Annotated in this window: 17 protein-coding genes and 1 pseudogene; 10 read left to right on the top strand and 8 right to left on the bottom strand. The window is 69.4% G+C overall.

The annotated features are described in order from the left end of the window. The first annotated feature begins 41 nt into the window (after positions 1–41). Positions 42–815 carry a sugar phosphate isomerase/epimerase family protein gene (locus IEZ15_RS09090; protein WP_189275647.1) on the top strand — a complete coding sequence of 258 codons (774 nt, stop codon included), beginning with the start codon at positions 42–44 and terminating at the stop codon, positions 813–815. Between the two features lie 190 nt (positions 816–1,005). Continuing rightward, on the top strand, positions 1,006–1,728 hold the full coding sequence (locus IEZ15_RS09085) for an SGNH/GDSL hydrolase family protein (RefSeq protein ID WP_189275645.1): 723 nt from the start codon (positions 1,006–1,008) through the stop codon (positions 1,726–1,728). A 188-nt stretch (positions 1,729–1,916) separates the two neighbouring features. Here the strand turns inward: IEZ15_RS09085 and IEZ15_RS09080 are convergent, their stop codons facing one another. The 3 genes from IEZ15_RS09080 to IEZ15_RS09070 form a co-directional block, all read right to left on the bottom strand. Next, positions 1,917–2,345 (bottom strand): TIGR03668 family PPOX class F420-dependent oxidoreductase, encoded by a 429-nt coding sequence (locus tag IEZ15_RS09080; protein ID WP_189275643.1) that lies wholly within the window; start codon positions 2,343–2,345, stop codon positions 1,917–1,919. Between the two features lie 79 nt (positions 2,346–2,424). Beyond that, complete coding sequence (locus IEZ15_RS09075; protein ID WP_189275641.1) at positions 2,425–3,249, bottom strand: LLM class F420-dependent oxidoreductase; 825 nt, start codon at positions 3,247–3,249, stop codon at positions 2,425–2,427. Between the two features lie 101 nt (positions 3,250–3,350). Next, positions 3,351–3,677, bottom strand: a complete 327-nt coding sequence (locus tag IEZ15_RS09070; protein WP_189275639.1) for an SDR family NAD(P)-dependent oxidoreductase — start codon at positions 3,675–3,677, stop codon at positions 3,351–3,353. A gap of 35 nt (positions 3,678–3,712) precedes the next feature. Between IEZ15_RS09070 and IEZ15_RS09065 the strand changes: the two genes are divergently transcribed. After that, the gene (locus IEZ15_RS09065; RefSeq protein ID WP_268250360.1) at positions 3,713–4,174 is read left to right on the top strand and encodes a TetR/AcrR family transcriptional regulator; all 462 of its coding nucleotides are present in this window, start codon (positions 3,713–3,715) and stop codon (positions 4,172–4,174) included. A gap of 159 nt (positions 4,175–4,333) precedes the next feature. On the opposite strand, the gene IEZ15_RS09060 is transcribed toward IEZ15_RS09065, so the two are convergent. Then, a complete protein-coding gene (locus IEZ15_RS09060; RefSeq protein ID WP_229845806.1) occupies positions 4,334–5,491 on the bottom strand; it encodes a serine hydrolase domain-containing protein in 1,158 nt (385 codons plus the stop codon). A gap of 188 nt (positions 5,492–5,679) precedes the next feature. Here IEZ15_RS09060 and IEZ15_RS09055 point away from each other — a divergent pair, with 188 nt between their 5' ends. From IEZ15_RS09055 to IEZ15_RS09045, 3 genes are all read left to right on the top strand, one after another. Then, positions 5,680–6,834: a sensor histidine kinase gene (locus tag IEZ15_RS09055; RefSeq protein ID WP_189275637.1), complete on the top strand. Its 1,155-nt coding sequence runs from the start codon at positions 5,680–5,682 to the stop codon at positions 6,832–6,834. Then, positions 6,822–7,466: a LuxR C-terminal-related transcriptional regulator gene (locus IEZ15_RS09050; RefSeq protein ID WP_189275635.1), complete on the top strand. Its 645-nt coding sequence runs from the start codon at positions 6,822–6,824 to the stop codon at positions 7,464–7,466. Before IEZ15_RS09055 ends, IEZ15_RS09050 begins: the two co-directional genes overlap by 13 nt. A 136-nt stretch (positions 7,467–7,602) precedes the next feature. Beyond that, complete coding sequence (locus tag IEZ15_RS09045) at positions 7,603–8,088, top strand: hypothetical protein (RefSeq protein WP_189275633.1); 486 nt, start codon at positions 7,603–7,605, stop codon at positions 8,086–8,088. A gap of 29 nt (positions 8,089–8,117) precedes the next feature. Here IEZ15_RS09045 and IEZ15_RS09040 read toward each other — a convergent pair whose 3' ends face one another. Then, entirely contained in the window at positions 8,118–8,582 is a 465-nt protein-coding gene (locus IEZ15_RS09040) for an ATP-binding protein (RefSeq protein ID WP_189275631.1), read from the bottom strand. Positions 8,583–8,738: 156 nt separating this feature from the next. On the opposite strand from IEZ15_RS09040, the gene IEZ15_RS09035 reads away from it, so the two are divergent. Then, positions 8,739–9,593: a helix-turn-helix domain-containing protein gene (locus tag IEZ15_RS09035; RefSeq protein ID WP_189275628.1), complete on the top strand. Its 855-nt coding sequence runs from the start codon at positions 8,739–8,741 to the stop codon at positions 9,591–9,593. Next, positions 9,590–9,835: a DUF397 domain-containing protein gene (locus IEZ15_RS09030; protein ID WP_189275626.1), complete on the top strand. Its 246-nt coding sequence runs from the start codon at positions 9,590–9,592 to the stop codon at positions 9,833–9,835. Before IEZ15_RS09035 ends, IEZ15_RS09030 begins: the two co-directional genes overlap by 4 nt. Positions 9,836–9,922: 87 nt before the next feature. On the opposite strand, the gene IEZ15_RS44555 is transcribed toward IEZ15_RS09030, so the two are convergent. The 3 genes and pseudogenes from IEZ15_RS44555 to IEZ15_RS09020 all read right to left on the bottom strand — a co-directional run bounded on the left by IEZ15_RS44555 (position 9,923) and on the right by IEZ15_RS09020 (position 11,780). After that, positions 9,923–10,174, bottom strand: coding sequence for a hypothetical protein (locus tag IEZ15_RS44555; protein WP_229845825.1), 252 nt, complete (start codon positions 10,172–10,174; stop codon positions 9,923–9,925). Between the two features lie 70 nt (positions 10,175–10,244). Continuing rightward, positions 10,245–10,451 (bottom strand): annotated as a pseudogene (locus tag IEZ15_RS44550) (hypothetical protein); the annotation flags it as partial. Between the two features lie 60 nt (positions 10,452–10,511). After that, positions 10,512–11,780 carry a hypothetical protein gene (locus IEZ15_RS09020; RefSeq protein ID WP_189275622.1) on the bottom strand — a complete coding sequence of 423 codons (1,269 nt, stop codon included), beginning with the start codon at positions 11,778–11,780 and terminating at the stop codon, positions 10,512–10,514. Between the two features lie 405 nt (positions 11,781–12,185). On the opposite strand from IEZ15_RS09020, the gene IEZ15_RS09015 reads away from it, so the two are divergent. Further along, positions 12,186–14,621, top strand: coding sequence for a GTPase-associated protein 1-related protein (locus IEZ15_RS09015; protein ID WP_189275620.1), 2,436 nt, complete (start codon positions 12,186–12,188; stop codon positions 14,619–14,621). Positions 14,622–14,797: 176 nt separating this feature from the next. Next, complete coding sequence (locus IEZ15_RS09010) at positions 14,798–16,441, top strand: GMC oxidoreductase (RefSeq protein WP_114247303.1); 1,644 nt, start codon at positions 14,798–14,800, stop codon at positions 16,439–16,441. The last annotated feature ends 53 nt before the right edge of the window (positions 16,442–16,494 follow it).

Here is a 16,494-nt window from a genome sequence, read left to right as displayed (position 1 = left end):
ACCGCGTTCCGAGCCGTCCACCGACCGGGTCGGGTGGCACCGTGACCAGGCTGGGTCTGTGCTCGGTCACCTTCCGGCGGCTGCCCGCCGCCGAGGTCGCACGCCGCGCCGCGGACGCGGGACTGGAGGTGATCGAGTGGGGAGCGGACGTGCATGCGCCTCCGGAGGACCCCGGCACTGTCCGCGCGGCCCGCAACGCTTGCGACAGGTACGGGCTCACCTGCTGCTCGTACGGCTCGTACTTCCGCGCCACCCCCGGCGAGCCGGCCGAATTCCCGGCGGTCGCCCGCGCCGCGGTGCTCCTCGGGGCGCCGCGGGTGCGGGTCTGGGCGGGCGGAGTCGGGTCGCGGGCCGCCACGCCGCAGGAGCGGCGCGGGATCGTGGCCGGCCTCCGGGAGGCGGCCGCGATCGCCGCGGACCACGGGCTGGAGCTCGCGCTGGAGTTCCATTCGATGACCCTCACCGACACCGTCACCTCCACTCTCCGGCTACTGGACGAGGTAGGCGCGGACAATCTCCGCACGTACTGGCAGCCGCCGCTCGACGTTCCCGACGCGGAGGCGCTGGCGGGGCTCGCCGCACTCGGCGACCGGGTCAGCGCGGTGCATGTCTTTTCGTGGTGGCCGGGCAATCGCCGACTGCGGCTGGCAGAGCGTGCGGACCTGTGGGCCGGGGTCTTCGACTTGTTGAAGGAGCGGCACGTGGAGCTTGAGGCACTCTTGGAGTTCGTACCCGGCGACGATCCCGCCGTGCTGGCGCGCGAGGCCGCTACGCTGCGGCGCGCGGCAGCTCACCGACCTGGGCCTCCGGCGTAGCCGACCGCCCGAAGGCGGTCCGCTGTCCCGTGGTGATCTGCCCTGTCGCCTGCATGGGCGGCCCGGAGAACGTTCCTGCGATCAGACGCCTGCTCGACCGCTCGTCGGCCGAGCTGCGCAACGACATGCGTGTACGCGGCCTGCTGACGAGCGGCTCCCCTCCCACCACCCCGACGCCAGAACGGTAGACATGCGCATCAACGAAAAGGACACGCTCCTGTTCATCGGTGACTCCATCACCGACGCGGGCCGCGACCGCACACGTTCCGCATCGCTCGGCAGCGGATACGTCCAGGAGATCGCGCAGACCCTGCGCGCCCGGGCGAGCGCCGGGCCCGGCCCCGCTGTCATCAACAAGGGGCTCAACGGCAATCGTGTGTACGACCTCGAATCCCGCTGGACCACCGACGTCATCGACCACCGGCCCACCATCGTCACGGTCAAGATCGGCATCAATGACACCTGGCGGCGCTATGACCGGGGACTCATCAGCCCGGTCGACGAGTTCGAGGCATGCCTCGACCGCCTCCTCGCGGTCACCGCGCGGAAACTGTCCGCACGACTGGTCGTCATCACCCCATTCCTGCTCCCGGTCACCTCCGACCAGCAGGACTGGTACGAGGACTTGTCGCCCCGTATCGACGCCGTCCTTCGCGCCGCGCCGGCCAACGAAGCCCAGGTGGTTCGTGCGGACCTCACCCTGCTCCGCGCCGCGGAGGAGAGGGGGGCAGCGGAGCTGGCCCCGGACGGGGTCCATCCAAGTGCCCTCGGCCACAGGCTGATCGCCGATGCCTGGCTTGCCGCGGTCGACCCTGTCCGCCTCGAACCCGGGACGGCAGCGCGCTGCGAGAGGCGGCCGGTCCGCCCGGAGGGCGACCCCGGGATGCCCGGAGCAGACGGCGTACACGATTGAACAGCCAGGAGGAGGCCGGGGCGGGCGGTACGGGCGTGTCCGCCCGATACGTCGAAGGGCTGCCGGCAGTGGTACCCCGGGGCGCTTCCGGCATCAGGCGCCCGACGACGCGGCTGCTCGCCCGCAGGCGCCCGGGGCGCCTCCTGGATTTGAAGGCCGAAGTGCTCGCACCCTATGCCGACGTGCTGTCATGAGGCGCGCCAGCCGCTCCAGCGCAGGACCGAGACCTCGACCACCGGTCCGCCGGGTGGCCGGCCGGCGTACTGCTGGTATTTCGCCGTGAGCAGGCCGATGCAGCGGGCTGCTTCGGGGGACCGGTCCGGCGGCGGGAGCACACGGGCTTCGCCGTCGGCCCGGGACCACCACAGGCGGTCCCAGTCCTGCTCGTAGTGGTCGGTGAGCAGGCAGACCGACGGGTTGGCGGCGATGTTGGCCAGACGTTTCAGCCGCGTCGTCCGCTTCGGTTTGTGGTCCACGGCCAGCATCACCGTGTCGCCGTCCACGGCGAACACCACCGGAACGAGGTGCGGGCGGCCCTCCGTGTCGGCCGTCGCAAGGTGGGCGATGCGCGCCGCGGCGAACCGCTCCCGTGCCTCAAGACTCGTCAGAGCAGGCATTGCGCGTCTTCCCAACAGTCGTGTCGGTTACGGACTTTCGGATCGGTCCCACTTCCGAGGCGCAGCGCTCTCCGGCGCCTCAGCGGTACCGGGCAGCGACTTCGGCCAGTCGGTCCAGGTACTCCAACGTCTCCCGCTCCGGCATCGTCGGTACGTAGAACAGCAGCCGCTCGACCCCCAGACCGGCATAGCCCTCGACCTGCCCGGGGTCGTCGGGAGCCGCGTACACCGTCACCGGCACCTCGCGGTCGGCGAGGGCGCGCAGCCGCTCGATCTGCGGACCGAGCTCCTGCGGCGACATGCTGTTGGCCAGCCACGCGTCTCCGAGCTGCGCCACCCGTCGGAACGCGCCCTCGCCACCGCCGACGTAGATCGGTGGATGGGGGCGCTGCACGGGCTTGGGCCAGGCATAGACGGGATCGAAGTTCACGAACTCGCCGTGGAACTCGGCCTTCTCCTCGGTCCACAGCTCCCGCATGGCGCGCAGCCGCTCGTCGGTGAGCCGGCCGCGGGTGGCGGGGTCGGTGCCGTGGTTCCTCATCTCCTCACGGTTCCAGCCGACACCGACGCCGAGAATCACTCGGCCACCGGAGACCAGGTCGAGCGAGGCCACCTCCTTCGCCGTGGTGATCGGGTCGCGCTGCGGGATCAGCGCGATGCCGGTCCCCAGCAGCAGCCGCTCGGTCACCACACCGATCGCGGTCAGGGCGACGAAGGGGTCGAGGGTGCGGTAGTAGATCTCCGGCAACTCACCACCGCCGGGGTAGGGCGTCTCGCGGCTCGCCGGAATATGGCTGTGCTCGGCAATGAACAGCGAGTCGAACGTGCGTTCCTCAAGGGCGGTTCCGAGCGAGGTGGGGCTGATGCCCTGGTCGGTGATGAAGGTCGAGACCCCGAATTTCACGACGGCTCCTCTAAAGAGCGGGTACGGGACAGGACTGGCGGCACGGATCCCTGATTACCCTCCCCGGATGATCCCGCCCCCATGACCACCCGGGAGAACCATCACGGCGCATGGTTCCGGGCCTGCTGCCGCGACCATGTGCCGGGGTACCGGCGACCGCTTCGGCTCGCAGAACAACCGACCTCCGCGGCGAGCCGGTCGATGCCGGCCGGGTCCTCAAGGTCCGCCTCGACAAACCGCGCCCGGCCGCCGTCGGTGGTGATCTCCTTGACGGTCTCGGCGCCGCGCCGGGCGTTGCGGCCGGCCACGACGACGGACATTCCGTCGGCGGCGAGCCGCTTGGCGACCGCCCGGCCGATGCCGGACGTGGCCCCGGTGACCAGGGCAGTAGTGGGGTGCAGGTCGGGGTTCGCGTGCTCCACAGACATGGGATGCACCTCTCCGAATCGTTCTCCAGACCGGCGTGTCCGGCCAACATCTCCAATCCGGACAGACCTGTCTGGTCACTGGGCGGGTATGTCTACGAAGGTGCTCTCACCGCAGGCACGCAGCACGGGCGCGGCTGCTGACCGCCGCCGACGAGCTGTTCTGCGCCGAGGGCGTGCGGTCGGTCCGGATCGACCGGGTCATCGCGCACGCCGGGGCCGCGAAGGCAACGCTGTACAACGCCTTCGGCACCAAGGACGGGCTGGTGCGAGCGTACCTACAGGCACGGCACGCCGCGACCGCCGAGCACCACGCTAGCGACGGGCTTGTGCTGCGGTTTGGCGAACCGTCGGTCGTTGCGGCACAGGGGGTGATCGCCCGGCCGGTCAGTTGCAGCAGCCGCGCCTGCTCTGCCAGACGCTCCACCGGCGCCGGCCCCGCATCCGCCGTCGGTGCATCGCGGCTCAGTGGTTGGCTCCGGAATTCCGTCGGGGGTTGACTCCGGAGCCGGTGTTGCATCTATCGACCAGCCAGGCGATGTAGTCGAGATGACGCCGGATCCGCTGCGGGAGTGCGTACGCCGCCGTCGCCGCCAGGCCTTCCTGATTCCGGACCGTGCGCCGCGCAGATGTCCCGTACCCACTCCATGCGGAGGACCTCAACGCCGCTGACGGTCGGCGTTCGGAGTCGTGCACAGGGCGTCGTCGATCAGCTTGCTCTCGGCCTGTGCCACGCGCTGGACGTCGTCCGCGGAATCGGTGAGGACGCCCGACAACGAGACCGTGACGCTGCGCCGGCCATCGGCGGTGACGCCGGCGGCGCTGATCCAGCCGGAATCGCCGCCCTCGTGGCCCCAGTACACCCCGCCGCAGGACAGCGGGCGTGAGAAGAGCCCCAGCCCGTCACGGGCGCCCGGCATGAACTGCTTGAACTCCTTGCTGACCCGGATGGTCCGTTTCATGTGCGTCAGCTGCGCCGGTGGCAGGAGTCGGCCGCCGAGCAGGGCGCGGAAGAATCGGTTGAGATCGGCGGTGGTGGAGACGAGCCCGGCCTCTCCATTGGTTCCCGAGCCGACCTGCTCGGTGACGTCCACGAGCGGCTCGTCGGCCTTGAACCTCTGATAGGTCTCGGCATGTGGCTGGGGCAGTGTGGGTGAAGTACCCGGCCAGAAGGTGTGATCGAGGCCGAGCGGCCGGACGATCCGATCCCTTACCTCCTCATGCCAGGGGTGCCCGGTGACGCGCTCGATGATCAGGCCGAGCAGGACGTAACCGGTGTTGCCGTAACGCCAGTGCTTGCCGGGCTGGAAGTCCGGGCGGTGGCGCATCGCCCGGGCGACGGTCTGCTCGGGTGTGTAGGTGTCGTATCGGTGCCGGTAGAAGTCCTCCGCCGAGGTGTAGTCCGGGTAGTCGTCGTGGATGCCGCTGGTGTGCTGGAGCAGTTGGCGGATGGTGATCGCGCGACCGTCATTGCCGTTTCCGGAGACCACACCGGGCAACCACCGTTCGACCGAGTCGTCCAGGGAGAGACTGTGGTCGCCGCTGAGTTGCAGGATCACGGTCGCCACGAACGCCTTGGTGACGCTGGCTATCCGGAAATGACCATCCTGAGGAACCGGCCGACGGTCCGTCAGGTCGGCGACGCCGCTCGTGGCAGTCAGGTTCCGGCCGTCGGAGGTGACCAGGCGGGCCTGCACTCCTGTCACGCCGAGTGCGGTGAGCGCATCGGCGTCGTTCTGGATCCGGAGCTGGATTCGGTCGTCCTGCTGTTGGGTGGCTATTGCGCCGGGCACACTGGTGGAAAGGGTTCCGGCCACGATGGCGGCCAGCGTCAGGTTCCGTCGGATGGATCGGCCGCGCCGCCGCGGTGTACGAATCGGTGAACTCTTCATGGGCGTTGACACTAGGTCTGGCTGAGGTGAGCAGACGGTACCGCTCACCCGTGAGAAAAAGGGGTAGTGGGCTGTAGTGCCGGGCTCGGTCGCCATGACTCAGACTTGTGCGAATGAACCACCATGGGGCCAGTCGGCTTTCGGCGATGTGGCGCGGTCTGGGCTATCTACTGGGAAGCCTGTTCACCGCTGCGGTCGCCCTGTTCGCGCTGCCCGTACTCATCGTCCCGATGATGGCTCGCGCCTGGGCGTCCTGGCATCGTCGCCGCGCCGACCGGCTGCTGCTCTCTCCGCGTTCCGGTCCCGTCCGTGTCGGTACGTGGCGTGTTCTCGGGTGGCTGTGCACATGCATGGTGACCAGTCTGGCGTTCGGGCTCGTCGTGGTGCTGTGCGCAGGTAACGCGGTGGCCACGGCCGTCACGGTGCCCTTGTGGTGGGCGTTGCCCGCCGGCACCCGCGCGGGCGGCTTCGCGGCCGGTGTTCCACTGTCCGGGTGGGGCACGGCCTTGACCCTGGGGACCGCACAAGTCGTCATCTTCGCGGCCCTGACCTACTGGCTGGTTCCACCGCTGGCGCGCCTACACGCCCGGATCTGTGTTGCGTTGCTGTCCCCCTCGGCCGCCGAGAGGCTGGCGCAGCGTGTGGAGACGCTGACCGAGACGCGGGCCGACGCCATGAACGCGCACGGCGCGGAACTCCGCCGGATCGAACGTGACCTGCACGACGGCACCCAGGCCCGGCTGGTGGCCATCGCGATGCGGCTGGGCGTGGCCCGTGAGTCGCTGAGCGAGGACCCCCAGACGGTGGCCAGACTCTTGGAGGAAGCGCATGAGAGTACCGAGGAGGCCATGGTGGAGCTTCGTGCGGTGATCCGGACGATCTACCCGCCGATCCTCGCCGATCGCGGCCTGGCCGGGGCGCTGGCCGCGCTGGGGACCCGATCGGCGATCGACACCACCCTCGATATCGGCGACCTCGGCACGATCCCCGCCGCGGTCGAGGCCGTGGCCTACTTCACGATCGCCGAGGCGCTCACCAACGTTGCCAAGCACAGCCGGGCCACCCGGACCACCGTCCGCGTCGCACGCGAAGGTGACCGGCTGTCGATCGAGGTCACCGACGACGGAGTCGGCGGCGCCGACGAGACGCTGGGTACCGGCATCGCCGGAATCCGCCACCGTGTCCTGGCGCTCGACGGCACAGTCCACATCCACAGCCCCAGCGGCGGCCCGACCACGATCACTGTGAGGCTGGCGTGCGGGTCGTGATCGCCGAGGACAACGTCCTGCTGTCCAATGGGCTGGAACTCCTGCTGACCGCCAAGGGCTTTCATGTCGCCGCGATCACCCAGGACGCCCCCGGCTTCGTCGCTGCCGTCACCGAACACCGACCGGACGTCACCATCGTCGACGTACGGCTACCGCCAACCTTCCGCGACGAGGGCATCCACGCCGCCATCCACGCCCGTCGCCAGCACCCCGGCCTGCCCGTGCTCGTCCTCTCCCAATACGTCGAGCAGCAGTACGCCGGCGAGCTGATCTCCGATGGACGCGGCGGCGTCGGCTACCTTCTCAAGGACCGGGTGAGCCGGGTGAGCGAGTTCATCGACGCACTGCGGCGGGTCGCCGCCGGCGGTACCGTCATGGACCCCGAGGTGATCGGGCAGCTCCTCACCCGTCACGCCCGCGACCCGATTGCCGCCCTCACGCCACGCGAACGCGAAGTTCTCGCCCTGATGGCCGAAGGAAAGGACAACGCCACGGTCGCGGCCCGGCTCGTCATCACCGAGAACGCCGTCCACAAACACATCGGCAACATCTTCGCCAAGCTCGGCCTCTCACCGGCCGACAGTGGCCACCGCCGCGTCCTCGCAGTCCTCACCTATCTCAGCCGCCACTGACTAAGCCTCGATCCATCGAGGCGGTTTTGAAGTGGTCGCCGAGGGTCCCATCGTCCCAGCTCAGAGGGCATCCGCGTATTCATGCCCAAGCCTTGGACCGGCTATTGCTCGGCGGATCGAGGCTTAGGCTGCGACCGTGCAGAACCAGCGTCCGACACGTTCGACGAATGACCAACTGTCCGTCATCTGCAGCCTCGGCGCACTGCCGTTCCCCGACCAGGAAGAGCGGCAGGGGGAAGGAGAGCGGTGGAGCGGCCCCGGATATCACCTGGTCGTGCTCCGGGAGAGCCAGGACTTCTGGGAGGACCGCAGTACGGAAACCGTCGAAGCGGCCGAGCAGGCACTTGAAGCCGATCTCGCCGTACTGGCAGCGGTTCTGACTGACCGTTGGGGTGAACCCGAGACCATCGACCTGTGGCCGTATCTCGGCTTCGACAGTCCCGACCCCGACTTCGTGGCACCCGAGCCGTTGAACTTCCTGTGCGGCGTCGCAGGCAGCATGCAGGTCTGGCGACCTGCCGCTCCCGGCCGATGGCTCGCGCTGACCATCGGCCAGGCCGATCCCGAGTTTCCGCTCCAATTGCTGGCCGCCTTCGGTGAGGCGTCCTCACTGCCCGGATGATCCGGCCGCGACGGGTGCTCCCGCGCCCGTCAGTAGAGCAGGTCCAGCTCGGCGCGGACCGTCTTTCCCGGCGATACGCGGTCCAGCACCGCCCACCGGTCAGCCAGCGCCTCGACCAGAATCAGCCCGTGCCCGCTGCCGGAACCGAGCGGCGGCGGTGCAAGCTCCCCCGGCCCCGGTGGGCGCCGCTCGCCCCGCGTATCAGCTACCTCGATCCGCAGGACGCCGAGTACCTGTGTGTCGCCCGGTGCGTGGGTGAGCCGCAAGTCGAAGTCACGGCCCGGCACCCGGCCGTGCGTTACCGCGTTCGCGGCCAGCTCGGCAATGATCAGCGCCGCCGTCTCCGATGCGTCACTGCGGTACGGGATGCCCCAGTCATGCAGCACGTGCAGTGCTAGATGCCGGGCGAGCCTTGCTCCTCGCGGCGTGGAGCTGAAGCGTTGCGCGAACACACTTACGGTGAACGGCGATTGCGGAGTGGAGAGTGCTTCCATGCGCCCACCGTGACGGCCGGAACACCCATCGGACCAGCTCAGCAACTCGTACGCTGAGTCAGCGTACGGGTGCGGAGGGTAGACGGTACGCGTAACAGGCCGTGACCATGGGCGAGTTGCGGACCGGAACAGGCAAGGCACGGGAGGTGGCCGGACATGACGGACGGCGTCGGCGGAACGGGCGGGGCGACGGGCGCGAACGGGGAGCCGGAACCCTCGGACAGCCTGAAGGCGTTCGGTGAGGTCGTCAAGGTCTTCCGTAAGCGAGCGCTGCTGACCCAGGAGCAGTTCGCCCCGATGGTGGATTACTCGGCGCCGACGGTCGCCTCGATCGAGCAGGGGCGACGGTTCCCGCCGTCGGCTTTCGTGGACCGCGCGGAGGACGTGCTGGATGCGTTCGGGGTCATCAGGGCCGCGGCCAAGCATCTGTCACGGCGACCGGGATTGGCGAGTTGGTTCCGGCAGTGGGCGCAGATGGAAGCAGAGGCGGTAAGCCTATACACGTACGAATGTCGCTTGATTCCAGGCCTGTTGCAGCCGGAGGCATACGCGCGCGCATCGTTCGCTGACCAGCTTCCCCCATTGTGCGACGAGCAGATCGAGGCCCAGCTCGCAGCGCGGATGGAGCGGCAACGCCTGCTTCGGGATCGGCCGAACACCAACTACAGCTTCATCCTCGAAGAGCATCTCTTCCTGCGACACACAGGTGGGCGGGCCGTCACCTTGGAGCTCATCAACCATGTGCTTGATCTGTCTCAGCTGCGAAACATCGAGATCCAGGTAATGCCGCAGGTACGCCAGCGCCATGCGGGACTGCACGGCCCCATGCAATTGCTGGAAACACCGGAGAACAAGTGGTTCGGCTACGGCGAAGGCCAGGAGCATGGCCACTTCATGTCCGACCCAAAGGTCGTCAGCACGCTCCAGATGCGGTATGCCAGGATGCGTTCACAGGCTCACTCCCTCGAATACTCCGTGAGCCTATTGCAGCGGATGCGAGGAGCAGCATGAGCACCACAGACCTGGCCTGGTTCAAGAGCAGCTACAGCAGCCCCTCTGGCGACTCCTGCGTAGAAGTCGCCCTCTCCTGGCGCAAGTCCACCTACAGCAGCGGTTCCGGCGACGACTGCGTAGAGGTCGCCACCTGCCCCACCACCGTCCACGTCCGGGACTCCAAGGTCGAGCAGGGCCCCCAGCTCGCCCTCTCCCCCGCCGCCTGGACCGGCTTCGTCGCGTACGCCGTGAGCGGCTGACCGGACTCGGACCACACGACGCCGCGCCGCGCAGAGAATCAACTCCGTTGCGCGGCGCGGCAGGTATCAGTGGTCAGCGGTCAGGCGTCAGGACAGCGCCAGCTCGGTGACGTTGTCAGCCTCCAGGACCCACGTCGCCTTCAGGCCGCCTTCCTTGACCCGCGCGTCGCCGTCGCCCTTGAGGACGCCGATGCGCTTGCCGGACAGGGCGATCTGCCTGACGTCGTCGGCCTCCCGGACCCAGGTCGCGCTGAGGCCGCCCTCCTTCACGTGGGCATCGCCGTTGCCACGCAGGGTGCCGATGCGGTTGCCGCCGTCGCCGGAGACCGTGCCGGGCACCGCGTTGGCCGTGGACGCACCGGTGAGGCCCGGCCAGCGCCGGAACGGCGGCGGCCGCGGAGAGCTGGAGAACGTCGACCGGAACGTTGCTGTCGATCAGGGAGTCGTTGCCGAGCTGACCGAAGCCGTTGCAGCCCCAGGACTTGACGGCGCCGTCCGCCGTGAGGGCAAGGACGTGGTAGCAACCGACGGAGATGGAGACTACGTCGGTGAGGTCCTTGACCTTCTGTGGCGTGTTGCGGAACCCCGACCGCGCCGGCGTACGGGCACTGCGCACCGTCACGTTGGAATGAGCGCGCCCGCACGCCTCTGTGGCCCGTCCGCCGTTCTGTTCCCGTCAGTCCAGCAGGGTCGTGACCACGAGGAAGTCGTCGTGGGCCTCGCCGTACTGCTTGGCGGCGAGGAGGAACATGGAACGGTCGGTCAGGGCCCTGGCCAGCAGGGCCCGGCCCTCCTGCGCGCCCAGGCCGTCCAGGCGGCGGGCGAATGCCACACCCTCGTCGAAGACCGGCCGGAGCGGCTTCAGGATGCGATGGGTGCGGTTCTCCCGCTGGAGCGCCGAACGGATGGTCATCCTGCGGTGGGTGGCGATCAGCCCCGGGAGATGGCGGCGGGGGTCGGCCGCGGCCGCCTCGGTCAGGCGGGCGGCCTCCTCTTCGAGGGCGGGGAGGCCCTCGAAGTACGCCTGCCTGGTGTCGCCCGACCAGAGGGTGGAACCGAACGGCGGCGCGGGTGTCCGGGCCGATGCCGCCGGCTCCTCCGCCCGGCCCGACAGGCCGAGCAGCATGGTCCACCAGGAGAGGATGTTGCTCCAGCTCTTGCGCTCCCCCGTCTCCCCCAGCTCGGCAAGAAGGCCGAGAGCCTCTTTCCTGGCCGCCCCGGCCCCGGCCCTGCGCCCGGCCGCATCCAGCATCTGGGAATGGCGGACCAGTTCCCACGTCAGGATGGCCGGCGACGTGCTCCCGGCATCGAGTTTTCGGCGGCAGGCGTCCACCATGTCCGCGAAGGCGTCCAGGGCCGCGTCGTGAAGTCCGGCGGCGTCCAGTTCGGCCGCCCATTCGACCACGGTCCAGAAGGAGACATCGGACGGCTCTTCCGAGCGTGCGGCCCGGACGATCCTCCCGCAGATCTCCGCAGCCTCCCGGTGACGTCCGTCCTCGGCCAGTACGGCGGCCAGCCGCCCGTGCCCGTAGACGGGGCTCGGCACCTGCCCCCGCTCGAACCCCTGCCGCCCGGCCTCCGCCATCTCCTCACAGATCGCGAAGCCCTCCGTCCGCCGGCCCGCGGTGTAGAGCAAACGCTGGTAGGGGGTCAGGGCGTCGATGAGCAATTCCGTCCTCTTGGGCTCCTGCGCGCCGATCCGCCGGGCGGCGGCCACCGCCTCGGTGTGCAGGGCCAGTTGTATGTCCGGGCGGTCCCGGAACTCCGGCGCGTAACCGAACGAGACCAGTGCCTTGGACAGCTTCGGCATGTAGGTCAGCGGGCTCACCTCGGCCAGCACCCGGTACGCGTCGATCTCTTGCTCGACGCTCAGCCCACCGGATCCGAGCAGCATCGTCCGTGCTCGCAGCACCGCGTCCTGATCGACGTTCTCGGAATGATTCATGACGGTGATTCTGAGAGCCGGAAACAGGGCGGGACAAGGCTCCTGAGCTGTGCCGTCGGTCCTACGAAAAAGGGCCGCTGAACTGTCATGATGGGTGTGGTTTCACCTCTCGGCGCCTTGGGTGGCCCACAAGGGCCGGCTGAACGTCAAAACTCCGACCGTGCCGGGCGTACGGGCCCTGCGTACCGTCCCGTTGGACTGAACGCCCCGGCAAAGGATGCCCCGGGCGACCTTCCGGCACGGTGCATGCGGGAGCGGTGCGCCTTGATAGCGTCGCTCCCGCGATTGCGGACCGCTCCCCGCCGGGGTCGTCGCTGCGCCCGGACGGCCTGCCCTCGACGGCCGACGGAGCGGGCGTGCTGACGGTACGGGGACGTTCGCGGCAAGGACGAAGAGGGCCGACGCATGAGCCTCGCGCAGTTGCACTACACCTCTGCCTCTGCGGAGGACGACGGGGGCGGCGCACGGTTCACGGCGGTCAGCGCCGGTATACCCACGCCGGTACTGTCCGAGGCCGAGCAACTCCTCGGCTACGAGCCGCCGGCCGGGGCCCCGTACCATCCCACGACTGATGAACTCCGGTCGTTCCCCGAGGCATTCAGCTTCAGCGCGCTGTCCGACGGCAGCCATCTGCTGAGCCGTACGGTGGCGCTCGGCGGCCCCGGCGCCGGCCGTTTCCACGCGCACGCGGTACATCTCCCGGCCGGTACCGGGCTGCCGGGCGATGTGCCGGCGATCACGGCCTGGCGGTCACCGAACTGGGCCTCCACCACACCGGACGGCGGCACGCCCGGCCGAATGGCTTCCCTGCCCGCCTCCGCCGCCTTCGGGCCGGAGGCGCTGAACGACTTCGCGGTCTCCCGGAGCCCCTGGCTGGCGGCAGTCTTCGCCGACCTGCGCCGGGCGAGCGAGGAATCGTCGTCGACGCGCGTGGTTCTCGTGGAGCGGCAGAGCGCCGATGTGGCCCGGTGGATCGCCCTGGCCGGGGCCGTCCTCCCGCCGGAGAACGCCCGGCGGCTGACCTTCACGACCTACACGCGCCGCCCGGCGCAGTCTCCGCACCGGGTTGTCGGAGTGCTGCCGCAGGACGCACCGGAACCGAACCACTCCGACGACGGGCACGGGCTCCGGGTGCACAACAGCACCGGGCCACGCCCAGCGGGGCCGGCGGACGACGCCTGGGCCGAGACCTGCGCCCGGATCTGGCGGAGTCGGTCCCCGGAGCTGTTCCGGGCGGCGGCGGAGCTGCCCGGAGAGCCCTTCGCCGCCGGACCGCTCGCCGTCACGGCACTCTGCGCGGGCGTCGCGCTCGGCCCCGTCGAACGCGCCGCGGCCGCCGACTGGGCCGCCGAGCGGCCGTACGCGCTGGACGAGGAGCGGACATGGCTGCTGACCGACGCGCTGACCGCCCCAGGCATCGACCGCACGAGCACCGAACTCGCCTCCGTTGCACGGCTGTTGACCGCACTCGATGGGCGGTCGCCCGCCGCCACGGCCGCATCGCTCGCCGCTCTGCTGGTGACGGAGGCGGTACACGGAGGCGATGTCACACTCGAACCCCCCGCGCGCTCGGCCTTCGCCGAACCGGCCGGGGAGCGTGCCTCCGCCGCACTCGTCACGGCCCTGGGCGACGACCTCCGTACCGAACTCGCCACCGGTGCGCCCACCGTGCCCGGCCGCAGCGTGGCGCGCACCGTGCAACTGCTGCGGATCGCGCGGCTGCTCGACGTGGACTGCGCGGATCTGCTCCCCGATGTCGTACACCGGATGGCCCGGTGCCTGCTGGGCGAAGGGGTGGCCGGCTGCGGGCCGGTGCTGCTCGACCTCCTGGACGAACAGTTCGATGTCCGTACCGCGCTGCTGGGCGAGCTGGACCGGATCGCCCCTCACGATCCGGCGGGAACGGAGCGGCTGCTGACCGGTGTCGCCCTGCCGTTCACCGGGACACAGGCGCTGCCGCATTTGCGGATGTGCGCGGCGGCACCGGACGTCAGGGCGGGCGACGGCGACCGGGTGAAGGTGCTGCACACGGTGCTCCGCGCCGGTGGAATGTCACCCTTCACCGAACCACTGGTGCTGCGCACGGCAGTGGGGCTGGTCTGGGGCGAGGACACGCCCACAGCGGGCGAGGCGCGGCTGCTGCTCGGCGGGACCACCTCCGACGCGCACCGTACGGCCGGTACGTGGTCCGTTCTCGTCGCGGCGGCGCTCGGCGCCCCCGCCGACGACGAGGAGGCCCCCGAACTCGCCCATGACCTGCTGCGCGGCTTCCCGCAGGAGATCGACGCGCGGGTGCGCGGCGCCCTGCTGCTCCTGGAGTTCGCGCGGGACGTGCGGTCGGGGGCGGCGGAGCCCGGCTGGGCGGAACGGGCCCGGAAGCTGTGCGCCGGGGCCGACCCGGTGGAGCCGGGCGTGCGCGACCAGGCGTTCGGCGCCCTGGCCGGGAGGCTGCTCGCTCCGGACCGGCCCGAGGCCGAACTGTACGCGTTCGTCCACAGCGACGACGCGGACCTCATCGCGGCCTACGGCAGGGCCGCCCGCCAGGACACGGTCCTCGGCCGGCTGCGTTCCGAACCTGCCTATGTGGCCGACTGCTTCACCGTCTGGAGCTCCCACCCGCATGCGGGCCGCGCCTGGAACGAGACCCGGGCGGCGTTGCTGGAGGAGGTGCTGCGGCCTGTGGCGCGCGGACTGTCCGCCGGTGAGGTGGCTGCCGTGGAGGAGGCCGCCGAGCGCACGGGCAGCAGCCGCACGGCGGAGGCGTTCCGGGCATGGAACCGGCCGGGCGGCTTCGGCAGACGGCTCGGCAGCAGGCTGACGGCACGGGTGCGGCGGTCGTAGCCAAGCCCAGGGCAGCAAGAGGTCGCGATTCCTCGGGCAACCCGCGGGCGTCAGTTGTGCCGGACCGCGCTTCCCTGAGTCCGTGATCAGGCAGAAGTTACCCATAAGTATGTCGTGACTTTGCACGCAATCGACAGTAGAACCTGTTTCTCTCTGTCGAGAGTGAAGGACGCCACATGAGTGACACCACCATGCATGATGCTGGATCCAAGAGTGTCTCGCGTCGAAGGTTCATCGCAGGAACCAGTTCTGTTCTGGGAGCCATGGCTCTCTTCGGCCACGCCACCTCGGCTCAGGCGAAAGCCGTCTCCACTGCGGCTCCGGTCAGCTCCGGGACCCATGTCCCGGTCCTGGTGATCGGCACCGGATACGGGGGCTCCGTCGCCGCCCTGCGTCTCGCCCAGGCCGGCGTCGACGTACACATGATCGAGATGGGCATGGCCTGGGACACGCCCGGCCCGGACGGCAAGATCTTCGCCAACACGACCCAGCCGGACAACCGGTCCTACTGGCTCCGTACCAAAACCAAACAGCCCCTCAGCAACTTCCTCGGCTTCCCCATCGACAAGGCCGTCTCCCGCTACACCGGGATCCTGGACGCCGAGGAATTCGGCGGCATCACGGTCTATCAGGGGCGCGGTGTCGGAGGCGGTTCGTTGGTCAACGGCGGCATGGCGGTGACCCCCAAGCGCGAGAACTTCGGCGCCATCCTCCCGTCGGTGAACGCCGACGAGATGTACAACATCTACTACCCGCGTGCCAACGCCGGGCTCGGGGTCAACACCATCGACCCGGCCTGGTTCGAGACCGCCGAGTGCTACCAGTACGCCCGGGTCGGCCGTAAGCAAGCCCAGCGTTCCGGCTTCCCGTTCGTCTTCGTTCCCACCGTGTACGACTGGGACTACATGAAGCAGGAGGCGGCCGGTACCGTCCCCAGATCGGCGCTGGACGGCGAGATCCTCTACGGCAACAACTACGGCAAGAAGTCGCTGGCGAAGACCTACATCGCCCAGATCAAGGCCACCGGCAAGGTCACCATCTCTCCGCTGCACAAAGTCACCTCGGTCGCCCCGGCGGCCGGTGGCGGCTACACCGTCGTCATCGACCAGATCGACACCAACGGGGACACCACGGCCACCAAGTCCGTGACCGCGGACAAGGTGTTCTTCGCGGCAGGCAGCGTCGGCACCAGCAAGCTGCTGGTCACGCTGAAGGCCACCGGAGCACTGCCCCGCCTGAACGACGAGATCGGCAAGGGCTGGGGCGACAACGGCAACGTCATGTGCGGGCGCGCCAACCACCTGTGGGACCCGACCGGCAGGGTCCAGGCGTCCATACCCACGGGCGGCATCGACAACTGGGCCAATGGTGGTGCGTTCGCCGAGGTCGCGCCGCTGCCCACCGGGATCGAGACGTACGCCTCGTTCTATCTGACGATCACCAAGAACCCGAACCGAGCCGAGTTCTCCTGGAACGCCGCGACGAGCAAGGTCGATCTGAGCTGGCAGACCTCCTGGAAGCAGCCGTCCATCGACGCGGCCAAGACGATCTTCGACAAGATCAACAAGGCCGAGGGGACGATCTACCGCACCGACCTCTTCGGCACCTACAAGATCTGGGGCGATCACCTCACGTACCACCCGCTCGGAGGCGCGGTGCTGAACAAGGCCACCGACAACTACGGCCGCCTCCACGGCTACTCCGGCCTGTACGTCATCGACGGCTCGCTGATCCCCGGCAACACCAGTGTCAACCCGTTCGTCACCATCACCGCGCTCGCCGAACGGAACATCGAAGAGATCATCGCCGCCGACCTGTAACGGTGAGATCGAAGCCCGGGGCCGGGCGGGCTCACCGACCGGCCCCGGACCCT

Origin of the sequence: Streptomyces atratus, assembly GCF_014648655.1 — a bacterium.
Classification (GTDB): Bacteria; Actinomycetota; Actinomycetes; order Streptomycetales; family Streptomycetaceae; genus Streptomyces; species Streptomyces atratus.
Note: the sequence above shows the minus strand (reverse complement) of the source record. Positions and strands in the feature narration are given on the sequence as shown.

Excerpts from the sequence above, each read along its gene's own strand:
- IEZ15_RS09085 (WP_189275645.1), top strand. The coding sequence starts at position 1,006 with ATGCGCATCAACGAAAAGGACACGCTCCTGTTCATCGGTGACTCCATC.
- IEZ15_RS09080 (WP_189275643.1), bottom strand. The coding sequence starts at position 2,345 with ATGCCTGCTCTGACGAGTCTTGAGGCACGGGAGCGGTTCGCCGCGGCG.
- IEZ15_RS09070 (WP_189275639.1), bottom strand. The coding sequence starts at position 3,677 with ATGTCTGTGGAGCACGCGAACCCCGACCTGCACCCCACTACTGCCCTG.
- IEZ15_RS09055 (WP_189275637.1), top strand. The coding sequence starts at position 5,680 with ATGAACCACCATGGGGCCAGTCGGCTTTCGGCGATGTGGCGCGGTCTG.
- IEZ15_RS09040 (WP_189275631.1), bottom strand. The coding sequence starts at position 8,582 with ATGGAAGCACTCTCCACTCCGCAATCGCCGTTCACCGTAAGTGTGTTC.
- IEZ15_RS09035 (WP_189275628.1), top strand. The coding sequence starts at position 8,739 with ATGACGGACGGCGTCGGCGGAACGGGCGGGGCGACGGGCGCGAACGGG.
- IEZ15_RS09030 (WP_189275626.1), top strand. The coding sequence starts at position 9,590 with ATGAGCACCACAGACCTGGCCTGGTTCAAGAGCAGCTACAGCAGCCCC.
- IEZ15_RS09020 (WP_189275622.1), bottom strand. The coding sequence starts at position 11,780 with ATGAATCATTCCGAGAACGTCGATCAGGACGCGGTGCTGCGAGCACGG.
- IEZ15_RS09015 (WP_189275620.1), top strand. The coding sequence starts at position 12,186 with ATGAGCCTCGCGCAGTTGCACTACACCTCTGCCTCTGCGGAGGACGAC.
- IEZ15_RS09010 (WP_114247303.1), top strand. The coding sequence starts at position 14,798 with ATGAGTGACACCACCATGCATGATGCTGGATCCAAGAGTGTCTCGCGT.